Here is a 13,780-nt window from a genome sequence, read left to right on the forward strand (position 1 = left end):
GGTTGCGCATCAGCGCCCAGACGTAGTGGTCAGTCGCGCCCTCGATTTCCCAGATGTCGTCCCAGCCGTCGTCGTCGACGATCTCGCGGACGTCGGCGTGGGTGTGGGGATCCACGATCGGGAGGTCAGCGATCTCCCCGTAGAGGCTCCGTGCGGCCTCGGTCTCGAGCAGGTAGTCGTCGTCGATAAATCCCATACCGGTACTGTCCTGCTGTCGATCATAAAGCTTGGCTCCCGCTCTGACAGCGCTGAATCCATTATAGTTGGATAGATTTTTCGACGGATCTACCGCCGGTCGCTCCTCTGTCGCGGGCGAATCGGCTGCCCTCGAGCCGAGCTGCGCAGTCAGTTCTAAGTAGCGTCGGGGAGAACTCGCTCCATGGGCGGCACAACGGGGCAATCGCTGACGTCGGTCGAGACGGCGTTCACGATCGTTGGACGACTCGCGGAGGTGGGGTGGACGACGCCGACCGAACTCGCAGACACCCTGGAGATGCCCACGAGCACGGCCCACGTCTATCTCAAGACGATGGCGGAGGCGGGGTATCTAGCGAGGGCGGACGGCCGGTACCGGCTGAGTCTCCGCTTTCTCTGTCACGGTGCCCACCTGCGCCGCGAGTTCGAGATCTACGAGGTCGCCGGCCCCGAACTCGCTTCGCTCGCGGAGGCGACCGGCGAGGTCGCGAGCCTCGGCGTCGAGGAGGGCGGCGAGCGGGTCCTCCTCGACAAGGTCGAGGGGGAGAACGCGGTCTACGACAAGGCGCCGACAGGGGAGTTCACCCGCATGCACTGGACCTCGCTGGGGAAGGCGATCCTCGCACACCTCCCCGAGGAGCGCGTCCACGCGATCGTCGACGACCACGGCCTGCCGGAGGCGACCGAGCGGACAATCACCGACCGCGACGAGCTGTTCGCCGAACTCGAGTCGATCCGGGAGAGCGGGTACGCGATCGAGGACGAGGAGCGCCGGGAGAACATCCGGGCGGTCGCCGTCCCGATCTTCACCGACGGCGCGGTCGCCGGCTCGATCTCGGTCTCGGGTCCTGTCTCTCGTTTCTCCGACGCCCGGATCGGAACGGAGCTGGTCGCCGCCCTCGAGGGCCGTGCGAACGTGATCGAACTGCGGCTCCGTCACTACTGACACCTCGCTTTTGATTACGCCCGTATGGCTGTAATTTTATCGTCGTACGGTTCCCGCGGAGGTGGACCGATCAGCTCCGCCGGAAGGATCCAATATAAGTGGATGAGGGGTGAAAGGTCGACGGGCCGGATTCGTCGATCACTGCAACAATCAGTTTTATAGTCCATACGTCCGTTCCCCGACACGGTACCCGGAGTACCACCAATAACCATGACTAACTCCTCCGATTCAGACGACGGTATCGACCGCCGACGCTATCTCCAGTTGGCCGGCGCGGCGGGCCTGCTCGCCGCCGGTTCCGGCACCGCCGGCGCAGCCCGGCCGACCGACCGCACTACGGCCGCCGCGAACGCGCTGGCCGCGGCCGACGACTGGGAGGCGGCGGCCGACGAGCGGATCGCCGACCACCGGATGGCCGACCTCGCGGTCGAGGTCGTCGACGACGAGGGCGAGCCCATAGAGGGCGCCCAGGTCGAGGTTTCGATGACCGACCACGCCTACGAGTTCGGCACGATGATCGCCGCCGAGTTCCTCACCAACGGCACCGAGTGGGGCGAGGAGATCTATACCCCCGAGGATCAGGCGAAGTATCAGGAGACTGTCGAGGACCTGTTCAACACGGTCGTCCTCGAGAACCTCCACAAGTGGAACCTGTGGGAGGACAACGCGGGAATCGCCGACGAGGCCGTCGACTGGGCGATCGAGCGCGGGATGGACGTCCGCGGACACGTCTGTCTGTGGGGCAACGTCGGCGCCTACGCGATTCCGGCGGACGTCGTCGAGGCGATGGGCGTCGAGTGGGAGGCCGGCGGGGCGACCGACCCCGACCACGATCCGGAGTACGTCGTCGAGCGCTCGATGGATCACATCGAGACGATCATCAGCCACTACGGCGACGACATCGCGGAGTGGGAGATCACCAACGAGGTCATCCACCAGCCCGCGATGATCGAGGCCGTCGAGGGCGAGGACGTCGACCCCGTCGAGGCCGAGATCCTGGGCGACTGGTTCGAACACGCCCAAACGGTCGCCGACGAGGAGGGCGTCGACATCGCGATCAACGACTACAACACGCTCGCGGGCGGCTACGAGGACACCCGCGACACCTACGAGCGCCAGATCGAATATCTGGTCGAGGAGCGGGGAATCGACCTCGACGGCGTCGGCTTCCAGTGCCACTTCGCCGACGACGAACGACTCTCCCCCGCGGAGATCACGGCGGGACTCGACCGCTACGAGGGGTACGGCGCCGGATTCCGGGCGACCGAGTTCGACACCTTTCAGGGCGACTGGGCGGACCCCGAGGAACAGGGCGAGTACCTCCGGACGTTCCTGAAGGCCTTCTTCAGCCATCCCGGCACCGACTCCTTCCTCGTCTGGGGTCACTGGGATGGCGTCCACTGGGCGCCCGACTACGACGGCTCCGAGCCCGACGGCGTCCTCTTCGACCAGGAGTGGAACCCGAAGCCGGCCCACGATCACTACACCGACCTCGTCTTCGGGGAGTGGTGGACCGACGAGGACGGCGAGACCGCGGGCGGGAGCTACGAGACCCGCGCATTCAAGGGCGACTACGAGATCACCGTCTGTCACGGCGGCACCGAGCGGACGGTCGAGGCGACCGTCCTCGACGACGAGACGGTCACCGTCAGCCCATACGAGGAGTCGTAGAGTCACCCACCCGCTGTCAGAAACACTAAGTCCGCCGCCCGCGAGGGCGGAGACGTGACACGAGACGACGCCCATCCGACGTACCGCGACGCCGAGGCGCCGGTCGACCGGCGCGTCGAGGACCTGCTCTCCCGGATGACGGTCGAGGAGAAAGCCGCCCAACTGGGATCGGTCAACGCCGACCGCGTGGTCGAAGACGGCGAGGTCGACCGCGAGGCTGCCGAGGAGTGGCTCGGCGAGGGGATCGGTCACCTGACCCGGATCGGCGGCGAGGGCGGACTTTCGCCCGCAGAGGCCGCGCAGGTGACCAACGAACTCCAGGAGATCCTCGGCGAAACCCGGCTGGGCGTCCCCGCGATCCCCCACGAGGAGTGTCTGAGCGGGTATATGGGTCCGGAGGCGACGACGTTCCCCCAGATGATCGGGATGGCGAGCACCTGGAACCCCGAGTTGCTGGGTGAGGTCACCCACACGATCCGGGGCGAACTCGAGGCACTCGGAACGGTTCACGCGCTTTCTCCTGTATTGGACGTCGCGCGTGACCTCCGGTGGGGCCGTGTCGAGGAGACGTTCGGCGAGGACCCCTATCTGATCGCACGGATGGCCGCCGAGTACGTCACGGGTCTCCAGGGCGAGGGCCGCGAGGACGGCATCAGTGCCACGCTCAAACACTTCGTCGGCCACGGCGCGACCGACGGCGGGAAGAACCGCTCGTCGCTCAACGTCGGTCCCCGGGAACTCCGCGAGACCCACCTCTTTCCCTACGAGGCGGTGATCGCCGAAGCCGGTGCCGAGTCGGTGATGAACGCCTACCACGACATCGACGGCGTCCCGTGTGCGAGCTCGGAGTGGCTCCTGACCGACGTCCTGCGGGGCGAGTTCGGGTTCGACGGCACCGTCGTCTCGGACTACTACAGCGTCCGCCACCTGGAGACCGAACACCGCGTCGCGGAGACGAAACCCGAGGCCGGCGCCGCGGCCGTCGAGGCGGGGATCGACGTCGAACTCCCCTACACCGACTACTACGGCGAGTTCCTGGTCGAGGCCGTCGAGAACGGCGACCTCGCAGAGGAGACCCTCGATACCTCCGTCCGCCGAGTGTTGAGAGAGAAAGTCCGAAAGGGCGTTCTCGACGAGCCGACGGTCGATCCCGACGCCGCGGCCGACGCGTTCCACACCGAGAAGGCTCGGGAGGTCACCGCCCGTGCGGCCCGCCAGTCGATGACGCTCCTGAAAAACGACGACGACTTCCTCCCCCTTTCGGGCATCGAGTCGGTCGCCGCCATCGGGCCAAAGGTCGACGACCCCAAGGAGCTGATGGGCGACTACGCCTACGCCGCCCACTACCCCGAGGAGGAGTACGAGGCCGACGCCGTCACGCCGCTTGCCGCGCTCGAAGAGCGCGAGGGGATCGACGTCACTCACGAAGGGGGCTGTACGATCTCGGGGCCCTCCACGGAGGGATTCGACGACGCGGTCACAGCGGCCGATGACGCCGACGTCGCGCTCGCGTTCGTCGGCGCGCGCTCGGCCGTGGACTTCTCGGACGTGGAGGCCGACCAGGAGGAGAAACCGAGCGTCCCCACGAGCGGCGAGGGCTGTGACGTCACCGACCTCGGGCTTCCGGGGGTCCAGGACGAACTCGTTTCCCGCCTCGCCGAGACCGACACCCCGCTCGCGGTCGTCGTCGTCAGCGGCAAGCCCCACTCGATCGAGGACATCGCGGAGAGCGAGGGCGTCGACGCCGTCCTCTACGCCTGGCTGCCCGGCGACGAGGGCGGTCCCGCAATCGCCGACACCCTCTTCGGCGAGACGAACCCCGGCGGGCGCCTTCCCGTCTCGCTGGCGAAGTCCGTCGGCCAGCTCCCGGTCTACTACAACCGGAAGGAAAACACCGCCGAGAAAGAGTACGTCTACACCGACAGCGAGCCGGTCTACCCCTTCGGCTACGGCCTTTCCTACACCGACTTCTCCTACGACGAGTTCTCGCTTTCGACGGAGTCGGTCGCCCCGCTCGGCGAGTTCGAGGCGAGCGTCACGGTCGAAAACGTCGGCGACCGGGCGGGAAGCGAGGTCGTCCAGCTGTATGCCACCCCCGAGAACCCGAGCCAGGCCCGGCCGGTCCAGGAACTGATCGCCTTCGAGCGCGTCGAGCTCGAGGCCGGAGAGTCCGCGCGGGTCACGTTCTCGTTGTCGGCGACCCAGATGGCCTTCCACGACCTGGCGATGGACCTCGCGGTCGAGGAGGGCGACTACGAGCTTCGAGTCGGCCGATCGGCCGCCGACATCGAAGCGAGCGACTCCCTCTCGGTTACCGGGACGAAGCGGGTTCCGCGAAGCGGCCGGACCTACTTCGCGGAGAGCGCAGTCGAGGAGGCGGCGGGCAGCGGGGGGAGCCAGTAGGGTTTTGGGCCGTCCCCCGCCTACGACGGGTATGGCCGACACACACACCCCCGACGGGGACCGGGATCGAGAGGCAGAGGCCGGCGCGGACGTCCGGGTGGGCGTCCGGACGCGGTCCTTGTCGCCCCCGCGCCTGCGATATATCCGCCAGTTAGGCGCGACCGACGTCTTCGTCGATCACGCGGACGTCGACGAGGAGCCCGACGAGTTCAACGACCGCGAGGCCTCGGTCACCCTTGAGGTCGGCCGAGACGCGATCCCCTCCGTGGCCGAGTTGGTAGAGGCCCGCGAGCACGTCGAGGCTGCCGGCCTCACCCTCACCGGGATCCAGTCGCTGCCGTACTCGCTGTACGGCGACGTGATGTTCGACCGCGAGGGCAAGGAGGACGTCATCGAACAGATCGCGACACTGATCCGCAATCTGGGCGAAGCGGGAATCCCCATTCTGGGCTACCAGTGGAATCCCCGCGGCGTGGTACCGATGCGAACTGATCCCGTCGAGATCCGGGGGGGTGCGATCGGAACCGCCTTCGACTACGACGAACTCGAGGCGCCCGACGAGCTCGCGCCCGGAATCGACCGGGAGTACACCGAGGAGGAGTTCTGGGAGAACTACGAGTATTTCCTCGAGCAGGTCCTGCCCGTCGCCGAGGAGGCGGGCGTCGATCTGGCACTGCATCCGGTCGATCCCCCCGTCCTCGAGTCGATGTGTGGCATCCCGCGGCTCTGTCGGAGCGTCGAGAACTTCGAGAAGGCGATGGAGCTCGTTCCGAGCGACAATCACGGACTCAAGCTCTGTTTGGGCTGTTTCTCCCAGATGGGCGAGGACGTCGAGGAGGTTCTGCGAACGTTCGGCGCCCGCGACGAGATCGTCTTCATCCACTTCCGGGACGTCGAGGGCGAGGTCCCGAAATTCCACGAGACGTTCGTCGACGAGGGCAACTTCGACACCAGCGAGGTCGTCAGGACACTCCACGAGATCGGCTACGACGGCGCCGTGATCCCGGATCACGTCCCGCTGATGGAGGGCGACGACGACTGGCGCCACCGTGGCCGGGGCTTTACCGTCGGCTACCTCCGCGGGGTCATCGACACCGTTCGATCGGAACGGCGGTGATTTATTACGGACCGTGTAAACCGTCCGGGTATGGTATCAGACGGCATCCGGGAGGTTCTCGACTCGTTTTCCCACCGGGATTGGGCGGAGTCCGAGGAGGACGCCGGCCCGATCCGCTTCGCGATGGTCGGGCTGGGCTGGTGGACCCGCGATCAGGCGATGCCGGCCGTCGCCGACTCCGGCAGGTGTGAGACGACGGTCGTCGTCAGCGGCTCCGCCGAGAAAGCCGAGGAGGTGGCCGACGACGAAGAGACCGTCGAGGCGGGACTCACCTACGAAGAGTTCCGGGACGGGGAGGCACGTGACGCCTACGACGCGGTCTACGTCTGTACGCCAAACGCCCGCCACCTCGAGCACGTCGAGGCCGCCGCGGAGTTCGGCAAGGCCGTCCTCTGTGAGAAACCGATGGAGGCGACCGTCGAGCGAAGCGAGGACCTCGTCGACGCCTGCGAGGACGTCCCGGCGATGATCGCCTACCGGATGCACACCGAGCCGGTCGTCCGCCGGGCGCGCGAACTCGTTCGGGAGGGGGCGATCGGCGAGCCGGTCCACGTCCACGGCGACATGTCCCAGAGCATCGTCGGCTGGGGTGCCGATCAGTGGCGCCTCGACCCCGAGCTGGCGGGCTACGGAACGAGCGTGATGGATCTCGGCATCTACTCGGTCAACACCGCCCGTTTCGTCCTCGACCGGGATCCCGTCTCCGCGACGGCGACGATGCGAAGCAACCACGACTACTTCACGGAGGTTCCCGACGAGGTCGCCGCCTTCACCGTCGCCTACGAGGACGCCGTCCTCGCGAGTTTCACTGCGAGCCAGAACGCGGATCTGGGGAGCCACCTCCGGATCGTCGGCTCCGAGGGGACCCTCCTGATCGAGCCGGCCTTCCACGGCGAATGCACTCTCGAACTCTCGGTGGGGGAGACGACCGTCGAGATCGACTCGCCGGAGGTCGATCAGATGGAAGAGGAGTTCGAGTACTTCGCCGACTGCCTGCTTGCCGACCGCGAGCCCGAAGCTACGCCCGCACACGGCCTCGTTGACATGCGGGCGCTCGAAGCGATCTACGAGTCGGCCGAAACCGGCGAACGGGTCGAGTGCTGACGGGTCCTGTTCTCCGAAAGTACACCTCCGTGTTCTATACACGAACACAGTTCGAGTGTCGAACATTCCTGTTCGGTCCGGTCCACCGTTCTCTCACGTTCCTACGGCTGTAACAGGGCCGAGATCGGCGCTTCAGTCGACGGGGCTGTCGGATGGGGATCGGTCGGGGCCGAACCGACGCCGTGGCGGCCCCAACACATAGGGAACGCTCCCCTCTTTCTCCACCAACCGGGTTCGCTGCTAGAGGACCGTCGCCGAGCCGCGGCGAACCCCGCCCGAACCGTAAGGGACGTGTACCGGGACGCCGAACCGACGCCCGTGAGCGAAACAAACCGGAACTACGTGGGCGGCGAGTGGACGGAGGCAGGGACGGGCGAGACCTTCGAGACGGTCAACCCCGCGGACCCGAGCGAAGTAGTGGCGGAGTACCAGCAATCGGACGAAGAGGACGCCGCGGAGGCAGTGGAGGCCGCGGCGGCGGCCGAAGACGAGTGGGCGAACACGCCCGCGCCCCAGCGGGGGGCGATCCTGCGCGAGGCCGCGGGGATCCTCGCCGACCGGAAACAGAAACTCACTGAGGAGCTGACCCGCGAGGAGGGGAAAACCCACGCGGAAGCAGGTGGTGAAGTCCAGCGGACGATCGACATCTTCTACTACTACGCCGAGAAGACCCGCGACCTCGGCGGGAAGGTCAAGTCCCCCAGCAGCCAGCACACGAACCTGTATACGGTCGCCGAGCCCGTGGGCGTCGCGGGGCTGATCACGCCGTGGAACTACCCCATCGCGATCCCCGCATGGAAGATCGCGCCCGCGCTCGCCGCGGGCAACACCTTGGTGCACAAGCCGGCGTCGATCGCGGCGGGGCCCTCCGTGGCGATCTTCGAAGCGCTCGACGAGGCAGGGCTCCCGGACGGCGTCGCGAACCTCGTGACGGGTCCAGGTAGCAGCGTCGGGGATACGATCTCCACGCACGACGAGGTCGACGCCGTGTCGTTCACCGGATCTGGCGAGGTCGGCCAGATGGTGTACGACGCGGCGACCCAGGCGGGCAAGCGCGCCCAGACCGAGATGGGCGGCAAAAACCCCACGGTGGTCTCCTCGAGCGCGGACGTCGAAGAAGCAGCGGAGATCGTCGCCAACGGCCGCTTCGGCGTCACCGGCCAGGCGTGTACCGCCTGCTCCAGAGCGATCGTCCACACGGACGTCTACGAGGAGTTCGTCGAGGCCATCGTCGAGGAGGCCGAATCCATCGAGGTCGGCCCGGGTGACGAGTACGACATGGGCCCGCAGGTCTCCGAGGACGAACTCGAGGGCACCCTTGAGTACATCGACGTCGCCAAAGAAGAGGGCGCCCGCCTCGTCGCGGGCGGCGACACCCTGTCGGGCGACCGCTTCGGCGAGGGCTACTTCGTCGAACCCACGGTGTTCGCCGACGTCGAGAGCGATTACCGCATCGCCCAAGAAGAAGTGTTCGGCCCGGTCCTCGCCGTGATCGAGGTCGAGGACTTCGAGGAGGGCCTCGACGTAGCGAACGACGTGCGCTACGGCCTCTCCGCATCGATCGTCACCGACGACCACACGGAAGCCGAGCGGTTCGTCGAAGAGATCGAAGCCGGGGTCGCGAAGGTCAACGCGAAGACTACGGGTCTGGAGCTCCACGTGCCCTTCGGCGGGTTCAAGGAGTCCTCTTCGGAGACCTGGCGCGAGCAGGGCGACGCCGGACTGGACTTCTACACGATCGACAAGACCGTCTACGACAACTTCTGAGGGCGTCGACGGACCGTTTTCGTTTCTCTCTTTCTCGCCTGGCCGTTCGGGAGCATCGCGTTTCAGGAACCATATTATATGTGTCTATTTCGATTACCTCGACAGGTACTGATATTATCCGTCACGGATCGAATCACTTTACCACCGGTCGCCGTATGGGCGCGTATGGACCTGGCAACCGGGGTCGGCGATTTCTCGCGGCGGGACTGGCAGCGTATCGAGGACGGGGAGCTCCGGCTCGCTCTGATCGGGCTGGGCTGGTGGACCGTCGACGTCGCGATCCCGGCGATCGAGGAGGGAGACCTCTGTGCAACGACGGTACTCGTGAGCAGCTCGACCGAGAAGGCCGAGCGGATCGCGGCCGAAAACGGCGTCGAGACCGGGATCTCCTACGAGGAGTTCCACGACGGCGAGGCGGCCGAGGAGTACGACGCGGTCTACGTCGGGACGCCCAACGCCCTCCATCTCGAGTACGTCGAGACCGCCGCCGACCTCGGCAAGGCAGTGCTCTGTGAGAAACCCCTCGAGGCGACCGTCGAGCGCGCCGAGAAACTGGTCGAGGCCGCGGAGGGGGAGGTTCCGCTGATGACGGCCTACCGGATGCAGACCGAGCCCGCGGTCCGGCGGTCGCGGGAGCTGATCGAGGCGGGGTTCGTCGGCGATCCGGTTTCGGTCAAGAGTACCAACACCCAGCCGTTGCTCGAGATGATCCCAGATCCCGATCAGTGGCGACTGAATCCCGATCTGGCTGGATACGGCGCGAGCGTGATGGACCTGGGGATCTACTCGATCAACACCGCGCGATACCTCCTCGACCGGGAGCCGGTTTCGGCGCGAGCGACGATGCGGTCGGACGATGAGGCGTTCGCGGACGTCCCCGACGAGGTCGCGGAGTTCACGCTCACTTTCGAGGGAGGGGTTCCCCTAGAAGCGACGGCGAGCCAGAACGCCCAGGAGGACACCTCCCTCACGCTGATCGGGACCGAGGGTTCGATCGAACTCGATCCGGCGTTTCACGGCGAGGCGACGCTACACGTCTCGAAAGGGGACGTCCGGGCCGAAATCGAGGATACGGGAATCGACGCGACCGGTGAGATGCGCGAGGAGTTCGACTACTTCGCCGACCGCGTCCTGTCGGGCGGCGACATCGGCCCCGATGGCCACGAGGGGCTCGCGGACATGCGCGCGATCAGGGCGATCCACGAGGCCGCCGACCACGACGACGCGGTCGACATCTAATTTCTTGTCGATATCTCGTCTATCATATTGGATTGGTACGTAATGGCAGTACGTCGACGGAACGACTAAGTAGGGGAGCATCGAACCGCGGCGTATGCCACCACGGGACGGCCACGTCGTGTTGAGCGGGTTCGCGGACGAGATCGCCGAGTCGTTCGACGAGCAACTCGAAGTTCTAGAGCGGGAGGGCATCGGAGCACTGGATCTCCGGACCGTAGACGGGTCCGGCGTCCTCGATCTGTCCGACGAGGAGGTCGAGGACGTGCGAGAGCGCCTCGACCGGGCGGGGGTCGCGGTCTCCTCGATCGGGTCGCCGATCGGGAAGATCCCGATCACCGACGACTTCGAACCTCACTTCGAGGAGTTCGAGCGGGCGATCGAACTCGCGGGAGCGTTCGACGCCGACTACGTCCGGCTCTTCTCGTACTACATCCCGGAGGGCGACGAGCCCGAAACCCACCGCGAGGAGGTCCTCCGGCGGATGGAACGGAAGGCCGCGCGCGCCGAGGAGGCGGGCGTCGTCCTCGTCCACGAGAACGAAAAGCGGATCTACGGCGATACGCCCGGGCGATGCCGGGACGTCTTCGAGAGCGTGGATTCGCCCGCACTGCGGGCGGCGTTCGACCCCGCGAACTTCCTCGAGATCGGCGTCTCGCCCTATCCCGAGGCCCTGCTCGACCTGATCGAGTACGTCGAACAGCTCCACGTCAAGGACTGCGTCTACGGCGAGGAGGGCGCGATCCGGGTTGCCGGCGAGGGCGACGGCTCCTTCTCCGAGACCGTCGCAGCGCTCGATCGCCGGGGCTGGGAGGGGTACGCCTCGCTGGAGCCCCACCTCGACATCGCGGGCGAGCGAAGCGGGTTTTCGGGGCCGGAGGGCTACGGCCGTGCGGCGGAGGCGTTCCGGGGCGTTCTCGAAGAAGAGGGCGTGAGCTACGAGTAGCCCTCGCTCGCCGGGTGCCGAAACACTTTTTTCGGGGCTGGGGGTCGTATACGTCGATGGAGATCACCAGCGTCAGTGCAACGAACGTCGGTACCGAGTCGTGGGGCGAGTTCGTCGAGTTCCCGCTCGTCACCGTGATGAGCGGCTACGAGGAGTATCGCAACGCGGAAGGCGAGAACCCCCAGGCCCGCCGAAAGTGGATGGGACCGGTCGGCGACGTCGTCGTCGAAGTCGAGACCGACGCGGGGATCACGGGCGTCGGCCAGGGCAACTGGGCGACGGGTGCGATCTCGACGATCGTAGATGAGACCCTCTCCAAATTGGTCGTCGGCGAGGACCCCCGCGAGCGCGAGAAGCTCTGGGACCAGATGTACCGAGCGACGATCCCGTTCGGCCGGAAGGGCGCGGCGATCGAGGCGATCAGCGCCGTCGATCTCGCACTGTGGGACATCGCGGGCAAGGAGGCCGAGAAGCCGGTGTACGAACTGCTGGGCGGCCCGACCAAAGAGGAGATCGACTGCTATGCGAGCAACCTCCACCCCGTCGATCACGAGATCCTCGAGCGAGAGGCCCTCGAGTACGCCGAGGCCGGCTTCGAGACGATGAAGCTTCGATTCCGTCATGGGCCGGAGGCGGGCCGATCGGGGATGAAAGAAAACGAGAAGATCGTCGAGACCGTTCGGGACGCGGTCGGCGACGACCTCGCCATCGCGGGCGACGCCTACATGGGCTGGTCCGTGAAGTACGCAAAGGAGATGACCCAGCGCCTGGAACCGTACGACATGGCATGGGTCGAAGAACCCGTGATCCCCGACGACATCGACGGCTACGCCGCCGTTCGTGAAGCGGCTCCGATGCCGATCTCGGGTGGCGAACACGAGTTCACCCGCTGGGGCCACGAGGAACTCCTCGAACGCGGCGCTGTGGACATCCTCCAGCCCGACGTCCACCGCTGTGGCGGGCTCACGGAACTGTTGAAGATCGACGCGCTGGCCTCGACCCACGACGTGCCGGTGGTCCCGCATACGGGAACCAACCCCCACCTCCACTTCATCGCGGCCTCGACGAACGCGCCGATGGCGGAGTACTTCCCGATCCCCGAGTGGTACCAGGAGCGCCAGGGCGAGAAAGAGTCGACGTACGCCGACGCGATCTACGCGAACCCGCCCCAGGCCGAGGACGGGACGCTCTCGCTTCCCGATGGAACGGGTCTGAGTTCGGAGTTGAACCGCGAGGCCGTCGAGCACTTCGCGGTTGAGCCATGAGCGGGGAGATCGACTTCGAGTTCAACGTCCCCGTGTTCGCGGGCGCCCCCGAGGAGGGCGACGAGGAACCGGTCCATCGGGACACGCCTCGTCTCGAGGAGTTGGACTGGGAACAAACCAAAGAATCGGTCGTGCTGGCCGAGGAGTTGGGCTTCGACGCCGCGTGGGCGCCCGACCACCTGATGCTCGGGCGCGAGAAGGCCGAGTACGAGTGCTGGACGCTCTTGAGCGCGATCGCGGGCTTCACCGACGAGATCGACGTCGGCTCGCTCGTGCTCTGTAACGACTATCGGAACCCCACGCTGGTCGCGAAGATGGCCGCGACCCTCGACGTCGTTTCGGAGGGTAGGCTCCAGCTCGGCCTGGGTGCGGGCTGGCACGAACCCGAGTACGAGGCCTACGGCTGGGAGTATCGTGACGGGTTCGAACGACTGATGCGCCTGGACGAGGCGATCCGGCTGATGAAGGCGATGTGGGCGACCGACCCCGGCGAGGGGGCGAGTTTTGCGGGCGAGCGCTACGAGATCGAGGATGCTCATTGTGAGCCAGGTCCGGTCCAAGAGCCACACCCGCCGATCCTCGTCGGGGGGACCGGCGAGGAGGTCACCCTCAAGCTGGTCGCGAAACACGCCGACGTCTGGAACACCGACGTCTTCAACGGCGACCCCGACACCCTCGAACACAAGATCGGCGTCATCGAGGACCACTGCGAGACCGTCGGGCGCGACCCCGACGAGATCGAGTACTCCTGGGACGGCCACGTCATCTGTACGCGCGACGAGGAGAAGTTAGAGGAGCTGGTCGATCTGATGACGCCGATCCAGTTCGAAGCCGAGTACCAGGACAGAGCACCCATCGAGACCGTCGCGGACGCCCGCGAGTACTTCGTGATGGGCACGCCCGAGGAGTGTGCGGAGGCGATCAAGGAACGCCTCGCGGTCGGCGTCACGAAGTTCCAGGGCTGGTTCGTCGACTTCCCCGACACCGACGGGATGGAACTGTTCGCCGACGAAGTGATGCCCGTGTTCGCGTAGCACGATCCGTGAAACCCGTCCGGTAATGCCGAAGCACCCGTTACGGTGGTACGATCGTAATGCACCCTCCGGAGAGTCCGAAGGAGCCACCTTTCG

At 66.4% G+C, this 13,780-nt stretch carries 11 protein-coding genes; 10 read left to right on the forward strand and 1 reads right to left on the reverse strand.

Features of this window, described 5'->3' with window-relative positions; translation table 11 throughout:
• The coding region (locus DVH23_RS02655) for a glucuronate isomerase (RefSeq protein WP_198667821.1) at window positions 1-196 on the reverse strand (196 nt) is incomplete at its 3' end.
• Between the two features lie 183 nt (window positions 197-379).
• Between DVH23_RS02655 and DVH23_RS02660 the strand changes: the two genes are divergently transcribed.
• The 10 genes from DVH23_RS02660 to DVH23_RS02705 all read left to right on the forward strand — a co-directional run bounded on the left by DVH23_RS02660 (window position 380) and on the right by DVH23_RS02705 (window position 13,684).
• Window positions 380-1,141 carry an IclR family transcriptional regulator gene (locus tag DVH23_RS02660; RefSeq protein ID WP_114575901.1) on the forward strand — a complete coding sequence of 254 codons (762 nt, stop codon included), beginning with the start codon at window positions 380-382 and terminating at the stop codon, window positions 1,139-1,141.
• Between the two features lie 210 nt (window positions 1,142-1,351).
• Window positions 1,352-2,812, forward strand: a complete 1,461-nt coding sequence (locus DVH23_RS02665; RefSeq protein ID WP_114575902.1) for an endo-1,4-beta-xylanase — start codon at window positions 1,352-1,354, stop codon at window positions 2,810-2,812.
• Window positions 2,813-2,947: 135 nt separating this feature from the next.
• Window positions 2,948-5,215 carry a glycoside hydrolase family 3 N-terminal domain-containing protein gene (locus DVH23_RS02670; RefSeq protein ID WP_114576311.1) on the forward strand — a complete coding sequence of 756 codons (2,268 nt, stop codon included), beginning with the start codon at window positions 2,948-2,950 and terminating at the stop codon, window positions 5,213-5,215.
• A gap of 31 nt (window positions 5,216-5,246) precedes the next feature.
• On the forward strand, window positions 5,247-6,332 hold the full coding sequence (locus DVH23_RS02675; protein ID WP_114575903.1) for a mannonate dehydratase: 1,086 nt from the start codon (window positions 5,247-5,249) through the stop codon (window positions 6,330-6,332).
• A 30-nt stretch (window positions 6,333-6,362) separates the two neighbouring features.
• Window positions 6,363-7,436 (forward strand): D-xylose 1-dehydrogenase Gfo6, encoded by a 1,074-nt coding sequence (gene gfo6, locus DVH23_RS02680; protein ID WP_114575904.1) that lies wholly within the window; start codon window positions 6,363-6,365, stop codon window positions 7,434-7,436.
• 318 nt (window positions 7,437-7,754) lie between these two features.
• On the forward strand, window positions 7,755-9,203 hold the full coding sequence (locus tag DVH23_RS02685) for an aldehyde dehydrogenase family protein (RefSeq protein ID WP_114576312.1): 1,449 nt from the start codon (window positions 7,755-7,757) through the stop codon (window positions 9,201-9,203).
• Between the two features lie 171 nt (window positions 9,204-9,374).
• Window positions 9,375-10,442, forward strand: a complete 1,068-nt coding sequence (gene gfo6 / locus DVH23_RS02690) for a D-xylose 1-dehydrogenase Gfo6 (RefSeq protein WP_394342621.1) — start codon at window positions 9,375-9,377, stop codon at window positions 10,440-10,442.
• Window positions 10,443-10,536: 94 nt separating this feature from the next.
• Window positions 10,537-11,385: a sugar phosphate isomerase/epimerase gene (locus DVH23_RS02695; RefSeq protein WP_114575906.1), complete on the forward strand. Its 849-nt coding sequence runs from the start codon at window positions 10,537-10,539 to the stop codon at window positions 11,383-11,385.
• A 56-nt stretch (window positions 11,386-11,441) separates the two neighbouring features.
• On the forward strand, window positions 11,442-12,650 hold the full coding sequence (locus DVH23_RS02700) for an enolase C-terminal domain-like protein (protein WP_114575907.1): 1,209 nt from the start codon (window positions 11,442-11,444) through the stop codon (window positions 12,648-12,650).
• Window positions 12,647-13,684, forward strand: coding sequence for an LLM class flavin-dependent oxidoreductase (locus tag DVH23_RS02705; protein WP_114575908.1), 1,038 nt, complete (start codon window positions 12,647-12,649; stop codon window positions 13,682-13,684). Before DVH23_RS02700 ends, DVH23_RS02705 begins: the two co-directional genes overlap by 4 nt.
• Window positions 13,685-13,780 lie beyond the last annotated feature (96 nt).

Origin of the sequence: Saliphagus sp. LR7 (genome assembly GCF_003344565.1) — an archaeon.
Lineage (GTDB): Archaea > Halobacteriota > Halobacteria > Halobacteriales > Natrialbaceae > Saliphagus > Saliphagus infecundisoli.

Bases quoted from the DNA above. Each gene is read 5' to 3' on its own strand.
- DVH23_RS02660 (WP_114575901.1), top strand. From the start codon at position 380: ATGGGCGGCACAACGGGGCAATCGCTGACGTCGGTCGAGACGGCGTTC.
- DVH23_RS02700 (WP_114575907.1), top strand. From the start codon at position 11,442: ATGGAGATCACCAGCGTCAGTGCAACGAACGTCGGTACCGAGTCGTGG.
- DVH23_RS02675 (WP_114575903.1), top strand. From the start codon at position 5,247: ATGGCCGACACACACACCCCCGACGGGGACCGGGATCGAGAGGCAGAG.
- DVH23_RS02665 (WP_114575902.1), top strand. From the start codon at position 1,352: ATGACTAACTCCTCCGATTCAGACGACGGTATCGACCGCCGACGCTAT.
- DVH23_RS02705 (WP_114575908.1), top strand. From the start codon at position 12,647: ATGAGCGGGGAGATCGACTTCGAGTTCAACGTCCCCGTGTTCGCGGGC.
- DVH23_RS02695 (WP_114575906.1), top strand. From the start codon at position 10,537: ATGCCACCACGGGACGGCCACGTCGTGTTGAGCGGGTTCGCGGACGAG.
- DVH23_RS02670 (WP_114576311.1), top strand. From the start codon at position 2,948: ATGACGGTCGAGGAGAAAGCCGCCCAACTGGGATCGGTCAACGCCGAC.
- gfo6 (WP_114575904.1), top strand. From the start codon at position 6,363: ATGGTATCAGACGGCATCCGGGAGGTTCTCGACTCGTTTTCCCACCGG.